The sequence below is a fragment of the Enterobacter sp. 5-4 genome, assembly GCF_000612205.1.
GTDB classification, from domain to species: Bacteria; Pseudomonadota; Gammaproteobacteria; order Enterobacterales; family Enterobacteriaceae; genus Enterobacter; species Enterobacter roggenkampii.
This window is the reverse complement of record NZ_JFHW01000006.1, coordinates 35267-58418: the sequence shown is the minus strand read 5'-3', so window position 1 is coordinate 58418 and position 23152 is coordinate 35267. Positions and strand designations below refer to the sequence as shown.

The following is a 23152-nucleotide window of genomic DNA, read 5'->3' as shown; positions in this document are numbered from 1 at the left end:
GCATATATATGGATTACATGGAATGACTATTAAATACAATTTACTGATCGCTGCCACGTTATTTGCATCAACGTCTGCCATGGCCGGTGAATTTTCACTTGGTGCGGGGGCTGTATTTAATGAGTCTCCTTACAAAGGCTATAACGAAAATACGACCGCAGTACCGTTGATTAGCTACGAAGGCGATCGTTTCTACGTTCGCCAGACCACGGGCGGATGGATCCTGTGGAAAGATGCAAAAAATGAATTGAGCCTGACCGCAACGTGGATGCCGCTGCATTTCGACCCTGACGATAACGACGATCATCAGATGAAGCAGCTGGATGAGCGTAAAGCGTCCGCCTTCCTCGGTGGGGCGTACTACCGCCACGAAAGCTGGGGGTCGCTGAAAGTGGCGGTCTCTGGTGATGCCACGGATGAAAGCGGCGGCGTGATCGGCGAAGTATCGTACTTCCGTCCGATCAAAATGGAGCGCCTGACCCTGACGCCTTCCGTAGGTGTGTTCTACAGCGACGAAAGCTATAACGACTACTACTACGGCGTATCCGGTAGCGAGTCTCGCCGCTCCGGACTGGATCAATACACCGCCGGCGACAGCTGGACGCCATACGTTGGCCTGGCGGCTAAATATCAGTTAACCCAGAAGCTGTATCTTAACGCCAGCGCGGTCTACACCGTGTTGCCTGACGACGTGAAGAACAGCCCGATGATCGACCGCGACGACAGCTTCGCGCTGATGATCGGCCTGACCTGGCGTTTCTGATGCGTTACAGCCGGGTGGCGGCGTTGCCTTACCCGGCCTACGATCTTGCCTGCACTGCTGTTCCTTAAAGCCCATCTCAATGCCCGATCACTGCCCGTAGTAGGCATTCGCCCCGTGCTTACGCAGATAATGCTTGTCGAGCAGCTCCTGCTGCATAACCGGAAGCTGTGGCGCGAGCTGGCGTGAGAACAGGCCCATATAGGCGCACTCTTCCAGCACCACGGCATTGTGAACCGCATCGGCCGCGTCTTTACCCCAGGCGAACGGGCCGTGGGAGTGGACCAGCACCGCCGGGATCTGCATCGGGCTAAGATCGCGCTCCTCGAAGGTTTTGATGATCACTTCACCCGTCTGGTATTCGTATTCCCCGGCAATTTCTGCCGAGGTCATCAGGCGCGTGCAGGGAATGGTTCCGTAGAAATAGTCCGCGTGCGTGGTGCCCCAGGCCGGTAAATCCAGCCCCGCCTGGGACCAGATAGTGGCGTGTCGCGAATGGGTATGCACGATGCCGCCAATCTCCGGGTAACGACGATACAGCGCAAGATGGGTAGGCGTGTCTGAAGAGGGCTTTTTATTCCCCTCAATAACCTGGCCCGTGGAGATATCCACCACCACCATATCCTCCGCCGTCATCACGTCGTATTCCACACCGGACGGTTTAATGATCATCATGCCGCTTTCGCGGTCAACCGCGCTGACGTTGCCCCAGGTAAAGGTCACCAGCTGGTGGGCGGGCAACGCCAGGTTTGCTGCCAGTACCTCGGCTTTAAGTTCGTCTAGCATGTCATGCCTCCTTCCTGCATACGGGCTTCAATCCAGCGGCGCGCCTGGATAATCTCCAGCACCGGCTCTTTTGCTTTTTCGGTCCACATTTCAATCAGAAATGCGCCGCGATAGTTCAGTTGATGCAGCGTGTTAAACACGCCAACGAAATCGACGCAGCCCTCGCCAAACGGCACGTCGCGGAACTGTCCGGGGCTTTGTGCGGTGACGGGTTGGGTATCTTTCAGGTGAATAGCCGCAATGCGGTCAATGCCCAGCGTCAGCTCGGCGGTGACGTCGTTACCCCACGCGCTCAGGTTGCCAACGTCCGGATAAACGCTGAACCACGGTGAGGCGAGCATGTCGTCCCACTTTTTCCATTTGCTGATGGAGTTCATAAACGCGGTGTCCATGATCTCCACCGCCAGCATCACCTGTGCGGCGGCGGCCTGCTCCACGGCCCAGGCCAGCCCGTCGGCAAAGCGCTGTTGCGTCCCCTCGTCATGCGCTTCGTAATAGACGTCATACCCGGCAAGCTGGATGGTGCGAATGCCTAAATCACGCGCCAGCCTGATGGCTTTGCTCATGATCTCACGGGCGCGTTCGCGCACGGTTTCATCGCGGCTGCCAAACGGGAAGCGACGGTGTGCAGACAAGCACATAGAGGGGATCGCCACGCCGGTTTCCAGCATCGCTTCCACCAGAGAGGCGCGCTGCGTGGTGCTCCAGTCGAGGCGTGATAATCGCTCATCGGTTTCATCGACAGACATCTCGACAAAATCGAACCCGCAGCTTTTCGCCAGTACCAGCCGCTCGGGCCAGGAGAGATCTTTTGGCAGCGCTTTTTCGTAAATACCTAACGGATGCTGACGCATGGTTACGCTCCCCAGATGTCGCGAATGTGCGAATGGAATGCCTGTGCCACCTGCGGCGGATTGGCGGCGCCTGCCAGCGCGCGTCCGGCAATAAAGGCTTTGACGTTGATTTGCTTAAACAGCGGCAGGTCGGCGGGGGTGATGCCGCCGGTAATAGAAAGCTGCAAACCGATCTCGGAGAGCGCTTTCATTTTTGCGAGATCCTCCTCACCCCACTGCTGGCCGCTCGCCTGTGCGTCACGTCCGCGGTGATAAATGGCCTGCTTCACGCCGATGCGATGCCATGCGCGAGCATCGTCCAGCGTCCAGTGACCAAAGAGCTCCATCTGGATTTCTCCCCCGCGGCGCAGGGCCACCTCGTGGCCGCGTTCAACGGTGGCCAGCGGGGCGGCGCAGATGATGGTCATCCAGTTTGCACCCGCGCCAAATGCCTGCTCTGCCAGGGTTTCTCCGGCATCGGCCACTTTCCAGTCCGCAGCGATGATTTTATCCGGGCACTGCTCGCGCAGGGCGCGCACGGCGTTTAGCCCTTCGGTCAGGCACAAAATGGTGCCCGCTTCGACGATATCAACGTGATCGGCAAGCAACGCGACATCACGCTGCGCGGCCTGAAGAGAGGTATGGTCGAGCGCCAGCTGCAGTAATGGTCGGCTCATAGGTTGTTCTCCTTAACTCGGGCGTGATAGCCCTGTAGTGCTGAAATCAGTAGCTGATAGCGCTGATACTTGCGCTGATAGGCCTCATGGGCGCGCATGTCAGGCTCAATGACACGAATGTCGTGTCGGAGGGCGCATTGCGCCGCATGGAAATCGGGATACACGCCGGTGCCGACCAGGGCGGCCAGCGCCGCGCCGGAACAGCCGGTCTCTTCCAATTGCGGCAGTTCAATCGCCAGTCCGCTGACGTCCGCGAGCATTTGCATCCATACGTCCGAATGGGTTGGGCCACCCGTCACGCGCAGGGCATGCACGTGGGTAAAGCGCTCGAGCATGCGGTTGAGGTGGGTCATGTGGCAGAACACCACGCCCTCATAAACCGCCTGTAGCAGGTGCGCGCGCGTGTGTAGCGCCTGCATTCCGTAGAAACCGCTGGTCATCTCCAGCCCGGCGTTGCTGCCATAGAGGAACGGCAGGAAATACACATCGCTTTCGGCTTTCGGCAGGCTGGCGACGGCGTGGTTGATCTCGCTGAACGACATGTCGCCCCACTGCGCGGTGAGCCACTCAAGGTTGCCGGACGAGGTCGGGCTGGCTTCGTGAACGATGTACTGCTGCGGATGCACGTAGCGGCCATAAACGTAGGGGAAGGGTTCGTTGCTGCGAAGCGCACTGGCGATCCCGCTGGTGACGGCCCAGGTGCCCATCACGGCGTTCAGCGTGTGCTCGTCCTGCAGTCCGGCGCAGAGCGCGGTGGAAACCACATCAAACAGTCCCCCCACGACGGGCGTGCCCGCCGCGAGACCGGTCAGGGCGGCTGCCTGAGCGGTGATTTCCCCGCAGATTTCTGCTGAACCGACAATCGGCGGTAGGGCGCCGTCAATCTCGCTGATCCCGAGCCAGCGCGTAAGCTGCGGGTCATACTGCCCGGTATTCATGTTGTAGAGATTGGACTCGGAGATGTTGCTCTCTTCACCGCCCTTCATGCCGGTCAGGCACCAGCGCAGATAGTCGTGCGCCATCATCACGCAGCCAATTTGCTGATACCGCTGCGGCTCGTTCTCTTTGACCCAGCGCAGAAGCGAGGCCGGATGCCCGGTCCACAGCGTCTGGCGCGTATGCGGGTAGAGTTTTTCGGGAATGCCGTCCTGCTGCCAGCGCTGCACAATCTCCAGTGCCCGGCGATCGGAGGAGAGGATGGCGTTGCCCAACGGTTGGTCTTGTTTATCGAGCAGAAACAGCCCCTTACCCTGCGCAGAAATGCCGACCCCATTGATCTGGTTGCCGTTTACGCCTGCATTCTTGAGCAACGCGGCGATGGTGGCGTGGCAGTGCTGCCAGAGCTGATGCATATCCCGCTCGGCGTAGCCCGCTCGCGGGCTGAGCGTGGCAACGGAGCGGCGTTCGATACAAACTTCTTTGCCCTGGCGGGTGTATAAACCGGCTTTTAGATAAGTACCGCCACAATCGATACCCAGCCAGAAGGGCTCTTTTTCACTCATCTTCATCTCGCTTAATTGCCGGGTGGCGCTTCGCTTACCCGGCCTACTGTTCGGTTTTCTCCCTCTCCCCGTGGGAGAGGGCTGTGGTGAGGGCATCAGGCCGCACGCTTATGGGGATTTACCGTGGGATTGGGCTCTGCCCCGGCATCGCATTTCGCCGGCAACAGCAGGGCCAGCAGCGACGCCAGCGCGAGTGAAACGGCCAGGCAGTAGACGCCTGCATCTTTGCTGTACAGGGTGATCAGCACGCCAACGGCATACGGGCCGCAGAAGCCACCGAGGTTACCCAGGGCGTTGATCACGCCGCGCGCGCCGCCTGCCATTTCGGCGCTAAACAGTCTTGCCGGTATCGTCCAGAACACCCCCGCGGCGGATTGCAGGAAGAAACCACAGCCCACCAGTGCGGCATAGGCCAGCCAGATGTTTGCTTTCAGGGCAACGGAGAGGAACATGCAGAGCGCGAAGCCAATCAACGGCAGGGAGACAAACAGCTTGCGCTTGCCGGTGCGGTCAGAAAGCGAGGAGAACAGGAACATGCCCGCAATGGCGCCGATGTAGGGCAGGATGGCGAGCATCCCCACCTGACCAATACTGGTGTGCGTCAGCTCCTTCAGAATGGTCGGCAGCCAGAGGGTGTAACCGTAAATCCCGGTCTGATAGAAGAAATTCAGGGCGATCAGCTGCCACATGGTTTTGTCAGACAGCACCGCGCTGAGCGAGGCATTTTTCACCTCTTTTCCGGCGATGGCCTGCTGTTCAGCCGCCAGCGTTTGCACCAGATAGTTTTTCTCGGCCGCTGAGATCCAGCGGGCTTCCTGCGGACGGTCGTAGACCGTGAATGCCCAGAGCACCAGCACAACAATGGACATCAGACCTTCAATGATGAATAGCCAGCGCCAGTCAAGTGCGGTGATAATCCATCCCGACAGCGGGGCGGTAATTATCCCGGCGATGGGTACGAACATGATCACAATTGCGTTGGCGCGACCGCGTTCGGCATCCGGGAACCAGTTGCTGATCATGGTGAGCACAACGGGTAGCATCCCGCCTTCCGCCACGCCGAGTAAGAAGCGCAGCACCAGCAGCTGGTACTGATTCGTCACGAGACCCGTGAGCACCGAGATCACCGCCCAGGCGACCAGTGACCAGCCGATAAATTTCTTGCCGCTACCGTGCACCGCAATCTTGCCGCCGGGTACCTGCAGGAACAGATAGCCGATAAAAAATATGCCGCCCGCGAGGCCTGCCATGGTGGCGGTAATACCTAATTCTTCGTCCATACCTCCCGGCATTGCAAACGCGATATTCACGCGGTCCATATATGAAATAATACAGGCGATAAGAATAGGAGGAATGATTCTTAGCCAGCGCTGGCGCGGAATGTCCGCATGTAGAGCATGAGTAGAAATATTCATAGTTAATCTCTCAGTAGGTAACCGGAATAAACTTTTCTTATTGTTATTGCGTTGCTTTATTCATTGCGCTGATACCGTCGCGCAAAATGGCGATGCGATGGCTGACATCAGCATTAGCATTTATTTCCAGTAATTTAATACCGGAGAATTTCAACGTTGCGGCGCTCGCCGCAGTAAAGAGTGCTTTTGCACGTTCAGTGGACATCAAACTGTCGGCACAGAAGGAAGAAAATGGCGCGTGCAGATCCTGCCATTCACCGTACTCGCCGCTGGTGGTCGTACCCGAGAACATCAAGGCCCCCAGTTTCCCGGCATTAAGCGCGGCCTGAACGTGATCAAGCGGAAGGGTGGTGTTACGGCCTTCGATGGCCGACCGCGCCCAGTTGATGCAGACGCTGATATCCGTGTCTTTCACCACCTCCAGCACCTGCTCTAAGGGCAGGAAGCCTTTACGGGGTGCGACGCCGGTCATGGCATCGCAGTGTTCCAGCACCAGGTCGCAGCCCCAGTCCCAGCTTGTTATTTCACGGACGGAGCGGGAAAACGCGTCGGTGGCTTGTTCGACCGAGGCATTGCCCGCCTGCGGGGCCGCCTGCATCTCAAGAGCAATCACTTTCCCCGGGAAGCGGGTATTCACAGCGTTAATTTTTTTGTGCAAATGTCGGTAAAAGTCCACGCACGCTTTACGCTGCGCGTCGTCAGCCGAGGCCAGGCCAAACGCGCCGTTGATGCCGCGGCGCCGCATGGTTTCCATAACTGCCGTGACCACGATTTGCCAGTCCCCCGGGGTATGGCGGAACAGCCATTCGTCACCAAGGGGGTGAAGATTTTCAAGGCAAGGCTGTTCCAGCCCGCGAATATTCGGCGTGTCGGAAAGTTCACGCCAGAAGGTTTGTTCTTCTTGTTCCCCTTTCTGGTGAAACGAGGGTGCGCAGGGGTACGCACCAATAATAAAACCGGTATTAGTCATTTCGCGTTCCTGTATTTATACCCGTCATACTTCAAGTTGCATGTGCGTTGGCTGCGCTCGTTCACCCCAGTCACTTACTTATGTAAGCTCCTGGGAATTCACTCTCTTGCCGCCTTCCTGCAACTCGAATTATTTAGGGTATATCAGAAAATTAATCTAATTCGCTGATTGCCACTTTCACCACAATCTTACGAATTGTGGTTTCCTTGTTTTTAATACAGGCAGGACGGTGCACATCCTGCGGAAAAAATATGGCATAGCTGCCGGGTATCATTTCGATAAACGACTCATTTTCACTGTTGTGATAAAAAATAATATCGCGCTGTTCCAGCAATGATTCGCTTATTTCGTTATTACCAGTATCAATAGCGATACCGATTTTCTCTTCACCCCAGGCCAGGAATTGGATATCCAGATAGCGGCGATGCACTTCCGGGCGATTCTCGTGCAGATCCTTTGTTGTCAGGTCGAGAACCTGGGCAAAAATGTTGCGACCTTCAATTTCTACTACGCCTGGCTCCAGGGTGGTGAAATCCGTCGTGCGCAGAAAATGAAGGGCTTTTTCAATCGCCCGCGGCAGGCGACACGGATTTGGCTGGGAAATATGTCCGAATATCATGGCCCACTCCTTACAGAGACTGGATTTTCGCCCACACGCTGTCGTCAACCGTGATGCCGTTGCTGCGGTTCTCTTCAAGCAAACGGGTAAATTCATGCCCTGGCAGACGGATGGCGACATTTTCATCCGCGCGTTCGGCGGTGGTGATGAAGTCCATAATGCGCTGCAGTTTGGCATCGCGGGTTGGGCCATCGATCAGGCGATCCACCTCAATGGCGATGAAGATCTGCGATACGCCGTACTCGTCGCTGTTGTCCTGGGTCACTTCCGCGACGGAAGATCCGTTTGAGAGCAGGGTGGCGATCATATCGAGCACGATGGATAAGCCGGACCCTTTCCAGTAGCCCATGGGCAGAATACGGCGGTTTTTCTCGATCACGCCCGGCTCTCTGGTGAGGTGACCTTCGTCGTCAAAGCCGCCATCTACCGGCAACGCGCGCCCGGCCAGGCGGTTCACCTCCAGCATGCCGTAGGAGAACATCGACATCGACATGTCGACCATGGTGATCGGGTTCGACGGAATGGCAACGATCAGCGGGTTTGTGCCGATGCAGCACTCTTTTGATCCCCACGCGGGCATCACGGCAATCGAGTTGGTCCAGCAAATGCCGATATAGCCCTTCTCCGCCGCCTGCCAGCCGTAGCTGCCGCCGCGCATCCAGTGGTTCGCGTTACGCAGTGCCACCAGACCAATGCCGTGATCGGACGCCAGCTCGGTGGCGCGATCCATCATCTTCTTCGCCGTCAGGTTGCCAATGGAGCGCTGCGCATCCCACTGTTCGATGGCGCCTAATGTCATCACCCGTTTGGGCTGGGCGTCAGGAATGATATCCCCTGCATCAAGCTGCTGAATAAAACGCGGGAAACGGTTTACACCATGCGAATAGACGCCGGATTCCGTGGTGCGGGCAAACATCTCGGCGCAGGCGTCTGCGGTTTCCGCTTTCACGCCGCGGTCGAGCAGAACCCGATTGAACGCCGCTTTCAACTCTTCGAAGGTCACTTTCATCCCTGTTCTCCTGTTCTTTTAAGGGCAAGTGTGAGTGCTTTTTTATCGCTAAATTCCACTATGCGAAATCTGATTTCAAATATAGCGATCAAATTTTGTCAGATCAACGACATTCATGTTTTTCAAAATCGATTAAAATCAACTGGTTGTGTTTTTTCTGTTGAGATCGTGAACTGACCCACACTTTGCGCTACCATCAGGGCGCGCTAAACAGGAGCCATGTAATGAGCATGAAAGAGAGCGAAATGACGCAAGAAAAAGAGAGGCCAGCAGGCAGCCAGAGCTTGTTTCGCGGCCTGATGCTGATTGAGATCCTCAGCAACTATCCGAACGGGTGTCCGCTTGCACATTTATCGGAACTGGCGGGGCTGAATAAGAGCACCGTGCACCGCTTGCTGCAGGGGCTACAGTCGTGCGGGTACGTGACCCCGGCACCCGCCGCGGGCAGCTATCGCCTGACCACCAAATTTATCGCCGTCGGGCAAAAGGCGCTGTCGTCGCTGAATATCATTCATGTGGCCGCTCCGCACCTCGAAGCGCTGAACATTGCGACCGGCGAGACGGTGAACTTCTCCAGCCGGGAAGATGACCACGCCATCCTGATTTATAAGCTCGAACCGACAACCGGTATGCTGCGCACGCGCGCCTATATTGGCCAGCATATGCCGCTCTACTGCTCTGCGATGGGCAAGATTTACATGGCGTTTGGCCATCAGGATTACGTGGCAAGCTACTGGGAAAGCCATCAGGAACAGATCCAACCTTTGACGCGCAACACCATCACTGAACTGAGCGCCATGTATGATGAACTGGCGGAAATTCGCGACCGCAGCATGGCGATGGACAAAGAAGAGAACGAGCTGGGCGTCTCCTGTATTGCCGTGCCGGTGTTTGATATTCACGGCCGCGTTCCGTATGCGATCTCTATCTCGCTATCGACGTCGCGCATGAAGCAGGTGGGCGAGAAGAACCTGCTCAAGCCGCTGCGCGAAACGGCAGAGGCTATCTCAAAAGAGCTGGGTTTTAACGTACGCGAGGCGTAACAGATGAACCGATTTATCATGGCGGATGCGGAAAAATGCATCGGGTGCCGCACCTGTGAAGTGGCCTGTGCGGTCGCGCATCAGGATGACTTCACCGCAGAGGCTTTTACCTCTCGCCTGCGGGTGGTGAAGGGGGACGCCTACACTACGGCGGTGGGTTGCCATCAGTGCGAGGAAGCCCCCTGTGCCAATGTCTGCCCAACCCATGCCATCAGCCTTACGGCAGGCGCCTGGCTTGTTGAGCAGACGCGCTGTATTGGCTGTAAAAGCTGCATGGTCGCCTGTCCGTTTGGGGCGATGCAGGTACGGCTGGTGGGAAGCAGGGCACAAGCGCTGAAATGTGATTTATGTGTGCAGCGCGAAGGCGGACCGGCCTGCGTGGAGGCCTGTCCAACCCACGCGCTGCGCTGCGTTGATCCTGCCAGTATTCGGGCTGAAAGGCTTACTGCATTTTATTGAAATTCCACGTAAACGTCAGACTGTAGCGCCAGTCTCTGTTGCGACTGTCTGTCGGAACATCCCCGACGGGTCTTGCCGCCTCAACCGTGATGCTATAGTGGCGGGTATCGCCTACCATCACGCCAGCCGCCACTGACCCGAGCCGCTGATGAGGCAAGCCGGAGGTGTTAAACCAGGTTTGCGCGGTATCGGCCAGGATGTAGGGCTGGATTGTGGCAAGCCATGTGCTCTCTTTTCGCATCTGGATATAGCGCAGTTCTACCTGCCCGCCATAGCCGTAATCACCGCTTGCTTCGCTGTCCTGGTATCCACGGCCAAACCGCTGGGCACCGAAGCTAACGCGTTCGGGTTCTGGCAACGTGTTGTTTGACCAGTCCCCCTCCCAGGACGTTGATAGCCGCCACTTATCGGCAAACAGCCAGGCTGCGTCCAGATAGCTTTTCGTGAGCGTAAAATTAATATCGGGCCTGGGGGCCGAGACGATATCGGCTCCCATCGCATCCATACCCTGACGCACGTTGAGTCGGCCGCTGATGCTGGCGGTTGTGAACTGATGTGCACCGTTGATGCCCACTTCCAGCGCGGGATAACGCGCGTGCTGGTTGACGGAGTCCAGACGATAGGTTTTGCCCAGCAGTCTGGCCTGCAGGGCATAATCATCCTGGCGGTCGGTGTAATCAAAACCGCTGGTCAGATTAATTTGTGATTTTTGCGTCAGCAGCAGGGGATAGCCAAACGTCACGCCGCCGTTGTATTGCGTTGTTTTTTGCTTCGAATCGACGCTGATATTATTCGGCAAAGAGAGCAGGGGCGAAAAATCTCGCGGATCTTCACGGTAATAGCTGCCTTTGAGCTGCATCGTCAGCCCTTCATCGTTTAAAAACTGCTGCCAGTTGAGCCCGACATAGTTTTTTCGCGTGTTGCTATCTAACGGCACAAGCGTGGCTACGCCAAGCTGATCGCCATAGCTTGTCATGTTGCTGAGCGTGCCGTTCAGCATCATTAAATCTTGCCCTTTACGGGTATCAATCGTCGACGCGATATTCCAGCTCCGCTCCTGGTTGCCGGTGATTTGCATCGCCGCCGCGCCATAGATATTGGTTGGCAGCTGCGCGTTAGCCGTAACCGGAACGTTCGGGGTGCGCGTCATCAGCTGGCTGTAGCGATCGAACGTATCCTGAGACAGCGGTTTTTCCGCCATGATTTTTTCGGACAAACGTTTAAGACGTTCGGCGATGTGCGGGTTATTACTGGTGATGTCGCTATGAGCGACATAGCCTTCAACCAGAACAATTTTAATATTGCCCTGCTGGAAATTATTATCGGGCAGCCAGGCATAAGAGAGTGGAAAACCGTCGGCCTTATAGCGTTCCGTAATATCGTTTACCAGCCCCGTAAGCGTTTTTAGCGGCACGGTTTTTCCAGCGTAAGGCCTGAAGGGCTGAAGTAATTCCTTCAAGGGATAACGCGTGCCGCCAATAAACTGAATGTGATGAATGGTAATGGGCGTTTCAGGCGTCAGCGTTGACTTCGGTTTTTCTATTTTGACGTTCGGCTGTGGCGCGGCCTCAGTCTGTTCGGGGGCAACGTTACGAGAAACTTGCGCCGGGTTATCGGGGTTAATAATAGAGGGCAGAGTATCGGCGCGGGCCATGCTCAGCACAACCAGCCCCGTCAGCGAAAAAAGGAAGTGGTGTTTCATCGCGCTATCCCTGTTCGTCATCCCCGGTTGGGGTAAATGTCGCTGAATAAAGCGCCCCTGAACCAAGGGCGCAGACAGGCAGTAAAAGGATTACTGTTTTGGCGTCAGTAGGCTCGAGGTTAACGTGTTGAGCCCGTTAATCGGGTTTGTCGTAGATGTGTTTTGGGTTGTGCCTGCATTGGCCGTTACACCCGCAGTCAGCGTATTGAGGGTGGTATTGACCGTTGTGCTCAGGCTATTGTTTGTGGCTGTCACATTGGCATCGGCCGTCAGAGATCCTGTGCCGCTGCCTCCGGTGGTTGATGTGGGTTTCACTAGCGTACCGCTATCCGTGACCGTCTGGCCGACATTTTGAACGACCTGACCGACACCGCTAAGCCCGCTATTGCTGCTGCTAATGTTGGTCCCCACGCCGCTGACGGTGCCACCCACCTGAGTCAGCAGACCGTTGACCGGTGTGCCGAGACCCGTTGTGGTGCCTACGGTTTGCGTCACGCCTTGTACTCCGCCCAGCGTCTTGTTAGCCAGGGTCGTGGTATCGGTTGTTACCTGAGTGACAGCAGGGCTGCTTACCGTGTTGGTGAGACCCGTGCCGGTGTTACTGACCAGTTGTCCGGTACTGTTTACCACGCTGCCCGTCAGGCCGGTTACGCCGCTGACCGGGGTTCCGGAAGTGGAACTCGCCAGGCCCGTGCCTACCGTTGAAACGGTATTGCCGAGGGAGGTGACCGACGTGGTCACGCCTTTAACCGTGGTACCCACACCGTTCGGGTTGTTTGCATCGCCAACGCCAGTCGTAACGCCTGTCCCCACGGTGGACACGGCACTGCCAACACCGCTGACGGTGGTTGAGACGGTTGACGTGACGGGATTATTTGTCGGAAGCTGGCTTCCGAGGCTATCCACAGTGGATCCGACGCTGGTCACGGTTTTACCGGCATCACCCAGTATCGTATTTACGCCTGCGGTAGTGGTTCCTCCACTGCCTCCTGAGCCTGAGCCTGAGCCTGAACCTGATCCCGACCCTGAACCAGAACCCGTTCCGGTGCCCGATCCGTTGCTGCCCGAACCGCCATTGCTCGCGGTTGTGCCACTTCCATCATCTGAGCCGCTGCTGCTTCCCGTCGCAGGGTTATTTTTGGCCGTTGAGTGAGATCCGCCACCGCTTCCACTACAGGCAGAAAGAGAGAACGCGAGCAGTACCGCAACAGCAATAGCGCTGATGCGACTAACATTATTAGGTAGCATATGAATACTCCACGCAAAAGAACGCCGAGCGGCGTATTAGTGAGTATATGCAGTATTTTTAAATATGCATGAAAGCGACTCAGGAAGGTATTTTGCTGCGTTGAAGAGGGTTATTTAAAATAACAATAAGTTAGCAGATTTAATTTTTGCTTAATTATTGAGAGGGTGGTTAGCGAGCCTAAATTAAAGGAATATTCCTAAGAAAACTCAATGGGAATGATAAATGAAGCGCTACAGGATATATCCTTAATATAAGATTCAGATCACGGAAAAATAAGGCTCTTCATTTGAAGAGCCTTATTTTTAACAATTGCCTTCTTGCCAGGCTTTTTCGATCTCTTCGGCGAGAATTTTAACACCCGCTTCGATTTTTTCCGGGTCGGGGACGTAGTTCATGCGCATGCACTGATGGGTATGCGGCCATGGCTTATCCAGACCCGGGAAGAAATAATCGCCCGGCACCATCAGCACGCCGCGCTTTTTCAGGCGCTGGTAAAGCAGTTCGGTGGAGATAGGTAAATCCTTAAACCACAGCCACAGGAAAATCGCCCCTTCCGGTTTGTGGATAAGGCAGCGTTCTTCCGGCAAATAGCGACGAAGTGTCGCGATCGTCTCCTGAACGCGCTGGTAGTAGAACGGCTTGATAACGTCATTCGACAGACGCAGCAGGTCCTTGCGTTTGATCATTTCGCACATCATTGCCGGGCCAATGCCGCCCGGAGAAAGGCTGATAATGCCGTTCATATTGGTGATGGCGGTGATGATTTTCTCATTGGCGATGATGATTCCGCAGCGGCTGCCCGGCAGACCCAGCTTAGAGAGGCTCATGCACAGGACAATGTTCGGGTTCCACAGCGGACGTGCTTCGCTGAAGATGATGCCCGGGAACGGCACGCCGTAGGCGTTATCGATCACCAGCGGAATACCGTGCTGATTGGCCAGCGCATCCAGCTTCATCAGTTCGTCATCGGTGATCACGTTGCCCGTTGGGTTAGTCGGGCGCGATACGCAGATCATGCCCGTCTCTTCGCCAATATGCAGGTGTTCAAAATCGACGTGATATTTGAACTGGCCTTCCGGCAGCAGCTCGATGTTCGGGCGCGCAGAGACGAACAGATCCTCTTCCAGGCCGGAATCGGCATAGCCGATATACTCCGGCGCCAGCGGGAACAGCACTTTTTTGGTGGTGCCGTCCGCGCGACGTCCTGCGAACAGGTTAAACAAGTAGAAAAACGCGCTCTGGCTGCCGTTTGTCAGTGCAATATTCTGTGGTTCGATATCCCAGCCCAGCTCGTCACGCAGCATTTCGGCGAGGAGTGCCAGCAGCTCGGTTTTCCCCTGCGGGCCGTCGTAATTGCAAAGCGCATCGGTTGCTTTGCCGCTTTCCAGCATCTGAGCGAGCAGGGTCTGGAAATAGGTATTCATCTCCGGGATTTGAGCCGGGTTTCCGCCGCCGAGCATGATTGCGCCCGGTGTGCGCAGCCCGTCGTTGAGGTCCTCCATCAGGCGAGTAATGCCTGAATGGCGGGTAAATTTGTCGCCGAAAAGTGAAAACGTCATAGCAGGTGATCTGTCGAGCTTATTTTGAAAGTGGGTAACCATAACGCTAGCACCGTGTTGGTGCAAATCGGGTGGTGTGGTCGGATTTGTGGTTTTATAGGGCGGGAGTGGATTTGTGTAGTGAATAGTTCTGGAGCTTCTCCCCTCTCCCCATGGGGAGAGGGTTAGGGTGAGGGGTATGATCTACTGATTCCCCGCCCAGACGACCATCACCTTATCGCCATCATGTTCACGTACGAATCCATACCCCTCTTTCAGCGACAGCGTGGTTTGCTTGCCTTCACCAATCGCCGGGTGGCGGGCGCGGAACTGACCCAGCGTTTGCCAGTGGGCGACGGTTAAGGCCTGCTTGCCCGTGACGTCCTGCCAGTTCATATCCGAGCGGGTGCCCTGCAGCGGGTCGGAGCCTGTCGGCCCGAACGGACGCTCGGACTCATCCCCGTAATAGATTTGCACGCTGCCCGGTGCCAGCAGGAGCAGCTCCGCCGCGCGCTGGCCCCCTTCGCGGAACAGACGCGTATCGTGTGATGAGAGGTAGCTCAGCACATTGAAGCTTTGCAGCTTCTCCGCCATCTGCTGCCAGGTGAGATCCATATCGGCCAGGCAATTTACCGCTTTCGCCGCCTGCTCCTGATAATCAAAGTTGATCATCGCGTCGAAGCCGTGGCGGTAATAATCGCTCTGCATCACTCCGTGACCCCAGGATTCGCCGGTCATCCAGAACGGTGCGTTGTCGAGCTTTTTGTCCGGGTGAGCGCCTTTCCAGGCGGCCAGCGCCTGGCTTGCCTGGTCTTTCAGCTGCTGCCAGGCCGCAAGCTCAACGTGCTTCGCGGTATCCACGCGGAAACCGTCGATGCCGTAGTCACGTACCCACTGGCTGAGCCAGTGGGTCAGGTAATCGCGCGGGGTATAGCCCGGAATAGCTTTCGCGTGGGTATCGGGTTTGTGTTGATAGAAATTGGGTAGCCCGGAAGGGGCGGTGGATTCCGTTTTCAGGTCGGGCAGGAACGCCAGCGACATCGTTAAATCATCGAAGCCGGGGTTGTCGTAATCACCGATGTCGGTGCGGATCCACTTTTTACCCCACCATTTTTCCCATGCGGCTTTGTCGCTGAAGTTGATGTAGTCGTTGAAGCTATGCCAGGTCTGGCCTGCGCCAGGCTTCCAGTCCGTCCAGTGCTCTCCCAGCGTCTTTTTCAGCTCATCACCCTGCAGGTACAGGGCGCCAAACTGATACGCCTGCATGTCCGCAAGCGTCGCGTAGCCCGTGTGGTTCATGACGATATCAAACAGGATGCGAATGCCGCGCTTATGCGCTTCATCAACAAGCTGACGCAGGTCATCCCCGGTGCCCATGTTGGCGTCGAGCGTTGTCCAGTCCTGGGTGTAGTAGCCGTGGTAGGCATAATGCGGGAAATCACCTTTGGTGCCGCCGCCTACCCAGCCGTGGATCTGCTCAAGCGGGGAGCTTATCCAGAGCGCATTCACCCCCAGCTGCTGCAGGTAATCAAGCTTGCTGGCCAGTCCCTTGAGATCCCCGCCGTGGAACGTACCAATCTCCTGCATGCCGTCTTTGTGGCGGCCATAGCTGTTGTCGTTGCTCGGGTCACCATTCACATAGCGGTCAGTCAGTACAAAATAGACGGTGGCGTTTTGCCAGCTAAACGGCGCCGGCCTGTCGGTTTCGGCGCGCTCAAGCAGCAGCAGGCCGTTACTGTTGGCGGCTGGCTGCAGGGTGATTTTTCCACCTTGTACGGTCACCGTCTGTTTACTGTAGAAATCGCGCACGACGGAGCCTTCCGGGAAGGTATGGCTGACGTCCAGCGTCAGCGGCTTACCGTCCCACTTCGGGCACTGGCGGATAACGTTGGCCACCGGCTGTTCTGTCGCGCTCTGAACCGCCAGCAGCAGCGTGGGCGTGCCGGAGCGTGTATCGATTCGCATCTGGTATTTACCGTCGCGGAAAAGGCGCCACTGCGGCGGTGTACCGTCACAGGGCTTGAGCGACAGCATCTCATTGAGTTTTATCGCGCCTGTGGGCTGCCAGCACGTCTTGTCAAAACTGAGCGTAAGAGGACGCGTACCCTTCGCAAGCTTTGCCTGGCTGGTGAAAATCCCGGTGCCTTCGGCGCGAAATGCGTCAAACCCCGGCGATGACCAGTCGGCATGTGCCAGTGCGGGTAACATCAGAAAGGCTATTGCGGTGCGTTTCATTCCAGGTTCCTGTCGCGGCATTTTTGACCAGTTTGCCAGCCGGCGGGCGGGAAAAACTCATCCCGTGTCGCTTTCTGCCAGGAGGATGCGTGAGGATGAGTGATCTTGCGCAAAATTAGGCAGTTATCTGCGATAACGCACACATTTTTCCGGAAATGATGTTTTTATGAGCAAGTTTCAGGTGACATAGTTTCGGAATTGGACTATTTCTATACGTGCTCTTGAAGTCTATTTTTGATATGATTTGAGATTCCGCTCTCAAATTTGTGAAAAAAATAAGGTGTTGGGATGATTACATCCGACCAGGAGACCTAATGATATCGACTCCCATTCGACGATATGGGGCTGCGATACTCATGTTACTCACCACGGCATTTTCGGGTGGGGTGCTTGCGAAGACGCACACGGATACAACGAGTAAGAAAGCCCACGTAATAAAGACGACAAGTAGTAAGGTTAGCAGTAAACAAGAGTATTCTCGCAATAGTGCAAAGAGTAGTTCACTTCCTGATTTGCGAAAATACCCTTCCGGAACACCAAGGAAAAAAGCGTTTCTCCGGACGGTAATGCCTTACATCACGAGTCAAAATGCCGCGATTACTGCGGATCGTAACTGGCTGATTTCCAAACAGTACGATAGCCGCTGGTCGCCATCCGAGCGCGCGCGTCTGAAAGATATCACGAAGCGCTATAAGCTGAGCTGGAACGGGAACACGCGTCGTGTGCCGTGGAATGCTCTCCTTGAGCGTGTGGATATCATCCCGGGCAGCATGGTTGCGACCATGGCTGCAGCCGAAAGCGGCTGGGGAACGTCTAAGCTTGCGCGTAACAACAACAACCTTTTCGGCATGAAATGCGTGAAAGGTCGTTGTACGAATGCGCCTGGCAAGGTGAAAGGCTATTCGCAGTTTGAATCCGTGAAGGATTCCGTGAACGCCTACGTGGTGAATCTGAACACGCACCCGGCCTACTCATCGTTCCGTAAATCACGCGCTCAGCTGCGTAAAGCGGACCAGGAAGTGACGGCCAGTACGATGATCCACAAGCTGAAAGGGTATTCGACGAAGGGACAGAGCTATAACAACTATCTGTTCGCCATGTACCAGGATAACCAGCGCTTAATCGCCGCTCATATGTAATCTCAAAAAACGCCTTCCACTGGAAGGCGTTTTCTTTTCTATATCAGCACCTCGCTGTGGCGATCCCGATACTCCTTCGGCGTGGTGTCATACTCTTTGCGGAACACCGAGTAGAAATATTGCAGCGACGGGTAACCGCACATCTGCGAGATTTCGTTGATCGACAGCGACGTGGAAACGAGCAGGCTGCGTGCTTTCTCCAGCTTTTCAGCATGGATGACGGCATGAATGGTTTCGCCCACCTCTTCTTTAAAACGCTTCTCCAGATTCGAACGCGAAATGCCCACCGAATCCAGCACCTGATCGACCTTAATCCCTTTGCAGGCGTGGTTGCGAATATAGTGCATGGCCTGAATGACGGCCGGGTCGCTTAAGGAGCGATAATCGGTCGAGCGACGTTCCACGACGCGAACCGGTGGCACCAGCAGGCGCTGAAGCGGCAGAGATTCTTTATCCAGCAGACGGTGCAGCAGCTTCGCCGCCTGATAGCCCATTTGACGCGTGCCCTGAGCCACGGAAGAGAGCGCCACGCGGGACAGATAGCGGGTAAGCTCTTCGTTATCAATGCCAATCACGCACAGCTTTTCGGGCACCGGAATGTGTAAGTGTTCGCAGACCTGCAGCACGTGCCGCGCGCGGGCGTCCGTCACGGCAATAATGCCGGTTTGCGGCGGAAGCGTTTGCAGCCAGTCAGCGAGACGGTTCTGCGCGTGCTGCCAGTTTTCCGGGGCAGTTTCCAGCCCCTGATAGACCACGCCGCGATACTTCTCCTGCGCGACCAGCTGGCAAAATGCGTGTTCACGCTCAACGGCCCAGCGCTTGCCGCTGGTGGCGGGTAAACCATAAAACGCGAAGCGGTGGACGCCTTTCTCTTTTAAATGGAGAAACGCGGCTTCAACCAGGGCATGGTTATCGGTGGCAATATAGTGAACCGGCGGATAGTGTTCGGGCGAGTGGTAGGAGCCGCCGACGCCCACGATCGGCACGTCGACGTCGGTCAGCAGCTGTTCAATGACGGGGTCGTCATAGTCGGCGATGACGCCATCGCCCAGCCAGTCTTTAATGTTCTCCAGACGGGTGCGGAAATCTTCTTCAATAAAAATATCCCATTCGGATTGCGACGCCTGCAAATATTCACCCACGCCTTCTACCACCTGACGGTCATAGGCTTTGTTGGCATTGAATAACAACGTAATGCGGTGACGCTTTTCAAACATGGCTCACTTCCCAATTAAGTCACAATACCGTTATCAGGCCCGTCGCTTGGTGGCCGAGTCCATCCAGACTGCCAGTAAAAGAATGGCTCCCTTGACGATATACTGCCAAAACGTCGGGACGTCCATCATACTCATCCCGTTATCCAACGACGCCATGATAAATGCCCCCATCACCGCGCCCGCGACGCTGCCGATACCCCCTGCGAGGCTGGTGCCGCCAATAACGCAGGCGGCGATAGCATCCAGCTCGGCGATGTTGCCCGCGGAGGGAGAACCGGCCCCCAGGCGCGAGCTGAGGATCAGCCCGGCGATGGCGACCATCAGGCCGTTAATGGCGAAGACCGCGAGTTTGGTGCGTTCGACGTTAATCCCCGACAAACGGGCAGCCTCAAGGTTGCCGCCGATGGCATAAATACGGCGGCCAAACGCGGTGCGCGTCGCCATAAACATGCCGCCCAGCAGCAAAAGCGCCAGCAGCAGGACGGGGGTCGGGACACCGCGATAGTCATTCAGAAGCCAGATGGCACCCAGCACAATGACCGCCGTCAGCGCCTGACGTCCCACCACCGAGGTTGATGCTGGCGACGCCAGCCCCAGCGCCTGACGGCGCATGCGTCCACGCCACTGCCACGCGACAAACGCCAGCAGCCCCGCCACGCCGATGGTAAAGCCCACGCCATCCGGGAGATAGCTTTGACCAATCTGCGACATGGCCGCGCTGGTCGGGGAGACGGTGGTACCGTTGGTGATGCCGATTAAGATCCCGCGGAAGGCCAGCATCCCCGCCAGGGTGACAATGAACGACGGCACTTTACGGTAGGCTACCCACCAGCCGTTCCAGGCCCCCAGAACCAGACCCAGCACCAGCGTGACCGCCACGGTCAGCGGCAGCGGCCAGCCGAGCCAGACGTCAAAAATGGCCGCCACGCCGCCGAGGAGCCCCATCATCGAGCCGACCGACAGATCGATTTCCGCGGAGATAATCACGAACACCATGCCCACGGCCAGAATGCCGGTGATAGCGGTCTGGCGGAGCAGGTTGGAGACGTTACGCGCGCTCAGGTACGAGCCATCGGTCATCCAGGTAAAGAAGAGCATGATGACGATAATGGCCGCGATCATCACGAACACCTGCAGGTTCAGCGCTTTTAGCCCTGCGAACGCACCGGGCGTCGGAACGGCGACTTTGATATCAGACGGATTGCTTTTCGACATGACGTTCGCTCCTTAAAGCGGCTTCCATCACCTGCTCCTGCGTCAGGTTCTGGTTAATCAGATTGGCTTTCAGTTTTCCCTCGTGCATGACCAGCACGCGGTCGCTCAGGCCGAGCACTTCGGGTAACTCAGACGAGATGACAATGACGGCAATCCCTTGCTGTACAAGCTGATTAATCAGTTTGTAGATTTCATATTTGGCACCGATATCAATCCCGCGCGTGGGCTCATCGAGGATTAATATGCGCGGGTTGAGCAGCAGGCAGCGCGCCAGAATCGCCTTCTGCTGGTTGCCGCCGCTCAGGCGGCCAATGGCCAGTTCCGGTGAGGAGGTTTTGACCTTCAGACGGGCAAGCGACTGGAGGATGCACTGCTGCTCGGCGGCATCGTCCAGGCTGCTCAGCGCGCCGGAGAAGCGATCGAGTGCCGCAAGCGTAATGTTTTTCCCCACTGCCATGACCGGCACGATGCCGTCCTTTTTGCGGTCTTCCGGCACCATAGCAATGCCGTGGGCAATCGCCTGCTGGCAGTTGTCGATTTTCACCGGCTGGCCGTCGATATAAATCGTGCCCTCCCAGCGCCCCGGCCATACGCCAAACAGACACTGTACGGCCTCCGTGCGCCCGGCACCGACTAACCCGGCAATACCGAGAATTTCGCCGCTGTGCAGAGAAAACGAGACGTTATTGACGCGCTTAATGTGGCGGTTAACGGGGTGCCACGCGGTCAGGTTTTCCACGCGCAGCACTTCATCACCTTTGGTGTGAGGCTCATTCGGGTAGAGCGCCGTCAGCTCGCGCCCCACCATCATGGTGATGATGTCATCTTCGCTCATGCCCGCGGCTTCACGCGTGCCGATGTGCTGACCGTCGCGGATCACGCAGATGGTGTCCGAAATGGCTTTGACCTCGTTAAGCTTGTGCGAAATGTAGATACAGGCGATGCCGTGGTTTTGCAGATCGCGGATGATATTGAGCAGAACCGCGGTTTCCTGTTCGGTGAGCGAGGCCGTTGGCTCATCGAGGATCAGCAGCCTGACCTGCTTATTGAGCGCTTTAGCGATTTCAACCAGCTGCTGTTGCCCCAGGCCCAAGTCGCCCACGCGGGTATCCGGTGAAATGTGGAGGCTCACCTGCGCCAGCAGCTTTTCACAGCGGAGCGTCATGGTGTCGTAATCCAGCACGCCGTGGCGGGAGATTTCGGCTCCGAGGAAAATGTTCTCCAGCACGGTGAGATGTTTCACCAGCGCCAGTTCCTGGTGGATGATGGCGATACCTTTGCGTTCGGTATCGCGAATGTGAGTTGCCTGGATCACTTCGCCGGCAAAGACGATTTCGCCTTCGTAGCTGCCGTGCGGGTAGATCCCACACAGCACTTTCATCAGCGTTGACTTGCCTGAACCGTTCTCGCCACACAGCGAAACCACTTCGCCGGGATTTAGCCGGAGACTGACGTTGTCGACGGCTTTCACCGTGCCGAAGCGCTTGGTGATGCTTTTCATTTCAAGTAAATAAGGCATAACTGCTCCACATAACCCGAGGAAAGAACAGTGCAACGTGATGCGCCCCCGCAGAGCAGGGGCCGCGCCGGATTACAGTTCGCTCTTCTTGTGGAAACCGTCCTTAATGACGGTGGCGTCAATGTTCTCTTTATTGACTTCAATAGGGGTGAGCAGGCGAGCCGGAACGTCTTTCAGCCCGTTATTCAGCGTGGCGTCTGCTTTTGGTTGCTTACCGTTGCCCAGTTCCACGGCGATTTCCGCCGCCGTATTGGCCAACTCGGTAATCGGTTTGTAGACCGTCATGGTTTGGGTGCCGGCGATAATACGTTTTACGCCAGCCAGATCGGCATCTTGCCCTGAAATGGCGACTTTACCCGCCAGCCCCTGGGCGCTCAGGGCCTGAATCGCACCGCCTGCGGTGGCATCGTTGGAGGCCACAACCGCGTCAATTTTGTTGTTGTTGGCCGTCAGCGCGTTTTCCATAATCTTCAGGGCGTTTTCGGGTAACCATCCGTCGGCCCACTGATCGCCAACCACTTTTATTTTCCCGTTATCGATGTACGGTTTAAGGACCTTCATTTGCCCTTCGCGGAACAGCTTGGCGTTGTTATCTACCGGCGAGCCGCCCATCAGGAAATAATTGCCCTGAGGCACTTTGTCGATCAGGCTTTGTGCCTGTAATTCGCCGACTTTTTCATTGTCGAACGAAATATAATAATCAATGTCCGCATTATTAATCATGCGGTCATAGGCCAGCACTTTTATGCCTTCTTGTTTGGCTTCTTTCACCACGTTACTTAATACCTGGCCGTTATAGGGGATAATGACCAGCACATCGACGCCGCGGTTAATCATATTCTCGATCTGCGACATTTGCGTTTCTTCGTTGCCGTTAGCTGACTGAACAAACACATTCGCACCGAGTGATTCCGCTTTCTTCACAAAAATATCGCGATCTTTTTGCCAGCGCTCCAGACGCAGGTCGTCAATCGCCATGCCAATTTTGACCTCCTTGGCATGCCCTGCAAAGCTTGCAAGGAGGAGCGTAGTGCAGAGCGTTAGGGTCAGGTTCTTTATCTTCATAATTATTAGGCCTTTTTGTAGGGGTATGTGTTGCTGAGATAAAAGAAACATTCACTGCTGGGACGCAGCAAATTTTTAACGCGGAAAGGCAGGCTGGCAATTACAGATTTTTATCTTCTCATTATGATATTTGGTTTATTTCTGAATTTATGACCGCGATCGGATTTTAAAATACGTAACGTCTTAATTACATTTGATTC

20 protein-coding genes are annotated in these 23152 nt (G+C 56.0%); 4 read left to right on the top strand and 16 right to left on the bottom strand.

The window, feature by feature from the left end; genetic code table 11:
• The first annotated feature begins 22 nt into the window (after positions 1 to 22).
• Positions 23 to 763 carry a MipA/OmpV family protein gene (locus tag AA74_RS0101670; RefSeq protein ID WP_025910549.1) on the top strand — a complete coding sequence of 247 codons (741 nt, stop codon included), beginning with the start codon at positions 23 to 25 and terminating at the stop codon, positions 761 to 763.
• A gap of 87 nt (positions 764 to 850) precedes the next feature.
• On the opposite strand, the gene araD is transcribed toward AA74_RS0101670, so the two are convergent.
• From araD to yiaK, 8 genes are all read right to left on the bottom strand, one after another.
• Positions 851 to 1546 carry an L-ribulose-5-phosphate 4-epimerase gene (gene araD / locus AA74_RS0101665; RefSeq protein WP_025910547.1) on the bottom strand — a complete coding sequence of 232 codons (696 nt, stop codon included), beginning with the start codon at positions 1544 to 1546 and terminating at the stop codon, positions 851 to 853.
• Positions 1540 to 2400: an L-ribulose-5-phosphate 3-epimerase gene (locus AA74_RS0101660; protein WP_025910545.1), complete on the bottom strand. Its 861-nt coding sequence runs from the start codon at positions 2398 to 2400 to the stop codon at positions 1540 to 1542. Before AA74_RS0101660 ends, araD begins: the two co-directional genes overlap by 7 nt.
• Before the next feature lie 2 nt (positions 2401 to 2402).
• Positions 2403 to 3056: a 3-keto-L-gulonate-6-phosphate decarboxylase UlaD gene (gene ulaD / locus AA74_RS0101655; RefSeq protein WP_025910543.1), complete on the bottom strand. Its 654-nt coding sequence runs from the start codon at positions 3054 to 3056 to the stop codon at positions 2403 to 2405.
• On the bottom strand, positions 3053 to 4558 hold the full coding sequence (locus tag AA74_RS0101650; protein ID WP_025910541.1) for an FGGY-family carbohydrate kinase: 1506 nt from the start codon (positions 4556 to 4558) through the stop codon (positions 3053 to 3055). Before AA74_RS0101650 ends, ulaD begins: the two co-directional genes overlap by 4 nt.
• Positions 4559 to 4653: 95 nt before the next feature.
• Complete coding sequence (locus AA74_RS0101645) at positions 4654 to 5973, bottom strand: MFS transporter (protein ID WP_025910539.1); 1320 nt, start codon at positions 5971 to 5973, stop codon at positions 4654 to 4656.
• A 43-nt stretch (positions 5974 to 6016) separates the two neighbouring features.
• Positions 6017 to 6943 carry a DUF4862 family protein gene (locus tag AA74_RS0101640; protein ID WP_023294827.1) on the bottom strand — a complete coding sequence of 309 codons (927 nt, stop codon included), beginning with the start codon at positions 6941 to 6943 and terminating at the stop codon, positions 6017 to 6019.
• Positions 6944 to 7094: 151 nt separating this feature from the next.
• Positions 7095 to 7562 (bottom strand): YhcH/YjgK/YiaL family protein, encoded by a 468-nt coding sequence (locus AA74_RS0101635; protein ID WP_023294828.1) that lies wholly within the window; start codon positions 7560 to 7562, stop codon positions 7095 to 7097.
• Between the two features lie 10 nt (positions 7563 to 7572).
• Positions 7573 to 8571, bottom strand: coding sequence for a 3-dehydro-L-gulonate 2-dehydrogenase (gene yiaK / locus AA74_RS0101630; protein ID WP_025910535.1), 999 nt, complete (start codon positions 8569 to 8571; stop codon positions 7573 to 7575).
• Between the two features lie 224 nt (positions 8572 to 8795).
• On the opposite strand from yiaK, the gene yiaJ reads away from it, so the two are divergent.
• A complete protein-coding gene (gene yiaJ / locus AA74_RS0101625) occupies positions 8796 to 9614 on the top strand; it encodes an IclR family transcriptional regulator YiaJ (protein ID WP_021242452.1) in 819 nt (272 codons plus the stop codon).
• A 3-nt stretch (positions 9615 to 9617) separates the two neighbouring features.
• Positions 9618 to 10073: a 4Fe-4S dicluster domain-containing protein gene (locus AA74_RS0101620; protein WP_025910532.1), complete on the top strand. Its 456-nt coding sequence runs from the start codon at positions 9618 to 9620 to the stop codon at positions 10071 to 10073.
• Here the strand turns inward: AA74_RS0101620 and AA74_RS0101615 are convergent.
• The 4 genes from AA74_RS0101615 to AA74_RS0101600 form a co-directional block, all read right to left on the bottom strand.
• Positions 10057 to 11775 carry a ShlB/FhaC/HecB family hemolysin secretion/activation protein gene (locus AA74_RS0101615; protein WP_025910530.1) on the bottom strand — a complete coding sequence of 573 codons (1719 nt, stop codon included), beginning with the start codon at positions 11773 to 11775 and terminating at the stop codon, positions 10057 to 10059. The genes AA74_RS0101620 and AA74_RS0101615 overlap by 17 nt on opposite strands.
• Positions 11776 to 11865: 90 nt before the next feature.
• Entirely contained in the window at positions 11866 to 13023 is a 1158-nt protein-coding gene (locus AA74_RS0101610; RefSeq protein WP_025910528.1) for a collagen-like triple helix repeat-containing protein, read from the bottom strand.
• A 303-nt stretch (positions 13024 to 13326) separates the two neighbouring features.
• Positions 13327 to 14583 (bottom strand): valine--pyruvate transaminase, encoded by a 1257-nt coding sequence (avtA, locus tag AA74_RS0101605; RefSeq protein ID WP_023294831.1) that lies wholly within the window; start codon positions 14581 to 14583, stop codon positions 13327 to 13329.
• Between the two features lie 183 nt (positions 14584 to 14766).
• Positions 14767 to 16797 (bottom strand): alpha-amylase, encoded by a 2031-nt coding sequence (locus AA74_RS0101600; RefSeq protein ID WP_025910526.1) that lies wholly within the window; start codon positions 16795 to 16797, stop codon positions 14767 to 14769.
• A gap of 314 nt (positions 16798 to 17111) precedes the next feature.
• Here AA74_RS0101600 and AA74_RS01000000121935 point away from each other — a divergent pair, with 314 nt between their 5' ends.
• Positions 17112 to 17936 (top strand): protein bax, encoded by an 825-nt coding sequence (locus tag AA74_RS01000000121935; protein WP_021242459.1) that lies wholly within the window; start codon positions 17112 to 17114, stop codon positions 17934 to 17936.
• Between the two features lie 38 nt (positions 17937 to 17974).
• Here AA74_RS01000000121935 and xylR read toward each other — a convergent pair whose 3' ends face one another.
• The 4 genes from xylR to xylF form a co-directional block, all read right to left on the bottom strand.
• On the bottom strand, positions 17975 to 19153 hold the full coding sequence (xylR, locus tag AA74_RS0101590) for a D-xylose utilization transcriptional activator XylR (RefSeq protein ID WP_023345227.1): 1179 nt from the start codon (positions 19151 to 19153) through the stop codon (positions 17975 to 17977).
• A gap of 33 nt (positions 19154 to 19186) precedes the next feature.
• Complete coding sequence (xylH, locus tag AA74_RS0101585; protein ID WP_008502744.1) at positions 19187 to 20368, bottom strand: xylose ABC transporter permease XylH; 1182 nt, start codon at positions 20366 to 20368, stop codon at positions 19187 to 19189.
• A complete protein-coding gene (locus AA74_RS0101580; RefSeq protein WP_008502745.1) occupies positions 20346 to 21887 on the bottom strand; it encodes a xylose ABC transporter ATP-binding protein in 1542 nt (513 codons plus the stop codon). Before AA74_RS0101580 ends, xylH begins: the two co-directional genes overlap by 23 nt.
• A 72-nt stretch (positions 21888 to 21959) precedes the next feature.
• Entirely contained in the window at positions 21960 to 22952 is a 993-nt protein-coding gene (gene xylF, locus AA74_RS0101575; protein WP_008502746.1) for a D-xylose ABC transporter substrate-binding protein, read from the bottom strand.
• Positions 22953 to 23152: the final 200 nt, after the last annotated feature.

Coding starts and splice junctions, on each gene's coding strand:
- AA74_RS0101670 (WP_025910549.1), top strand. CDS start 23: ATGACTATTAAATACAATTTACTGATCGCTGCCACGTTATTTGCATCA.
- araD (WP_025910547.1), bottom strand. CDS start 1,546: ATGCTAGACGAACTTAAAGCCGAGGTACTGGCAGCAAACCTGGCGTTG.
- AA74_RS0101660 (WP_025910545.1), bottom strand. CDS start 2,400: ATGCGTCAGCATCCGTTAGGTATTTACGAAAAAGCGCTGCCAAAAGAT.
- ulaD (WP_025910543.1), bottom strand. CDS start 3,056: ATGAGCCGACCATTACTGCAGCTGGCGCTCGACCATACCTCTCTTCAG.
- AA74_RS0101650 (WP_025910541.1), bottom strand. CDS start 4,558: ATGAGTGAAAAAGAGCCCTTCTGGCTGGGTATCGATTGTGGCGGTACT.
- AA74_RS0101645 (WP_025910539.1), bottom strand. CDS start 5,973: ATGAATATTTCTACTCATGCTCTACATGCGGACATTCCGCGCCAGCGC.
- AA74_RS0101640 (WP_023294827.1), bottom strand. CDS start 6,943: ATGACTAATACCGGTTTTATTATTGGTGCGTACCCCTGCGCACCCTCG.
- AA74_RS0101635 (WP_023294828.1), bottom strand. CDS start 7,562: ATGATATTCGGACATATTTCCCAGCCAAATCCGTGTCGCCTGCCGCGG.
- yiaK (WP_025910535.1), bottom strand. CDS start 8,571: ATGAAAGTGACCTTCGAAGAGTTGAAAGCGGCGTTCAATCGGGTTCTG.
- yiaJ (WP_021242452.1), top strand. CDS start 8,796: ATGAGCATGAAAGAGAGCGAAATGACGCAAGAAAAAGAGAGGCCAGCA.
- AA74_RS0101620 (WP_025910532.1), top strand. CDS start 9,618: ATGAACCGATTTATCATGGCGGATGCGGAAAAATGCATCGGGTGCCGC.
- AA74_RS0101615 (WP_025910530.1), bottom strand. CDS start 11,775: ATGAAACACCACTTCCTTTTTTCGCTGACGGGGCTGGTTGTGCTGAGC.
- AA74_RS0101610 (WP_025910528.1), bottom strand. CDS start 13,023: ATGCTACCTAATAATGTTAGTCGCATCAGCGCTATTGCTGTTGCGGTA.
- avtA (WP_023294831.1), bottom strand. CDS start 14,583: ATGACGTTTTCACTTTTCGGCGACAAATTTACCCGCCATTCAGGCATT.
- AA74_RS0101600 (WP_025910526.1), bottom strand. CDS start 16,797: ATGAAACGCACCGCAATAGCCTTTCTGATGTTACCCGCACTGGCACAT.
- AA74_RS01000000121935 (WP_021242459.1), top strand. CDS start 17,112: ATGATATCGACTCCCATTCGACGATATGGGGCTGCGATACTCATGTTA.
- xylR (WP_023345227.1), bottom strand. CDS start 19,153: ATGTTTGAAAAGCGTCACCGCATTACGTTGTTATTCAATGCCAACAAA.
- xylH (WP_008502744.1), bottom strand. CDS start 20,368: ATGTCGAAAAGCAATCCGTCTGATATCAAAGTCGCCGTTCCGACGCCC.
- AA74_RS0101580 (WP_008502745.1), bottom strand. CDS start 21,887: ATGCCTTATTTACTTGAAATGAAAAGCATCACCAAGCGCTTCGGCACG.
- xylF (WP_008502746.1), bottom strand. CDS start 22,952: ATGAAGATAAAGAACCTGACCCTAACGCTCTGCACTACGCTCCTCCTT.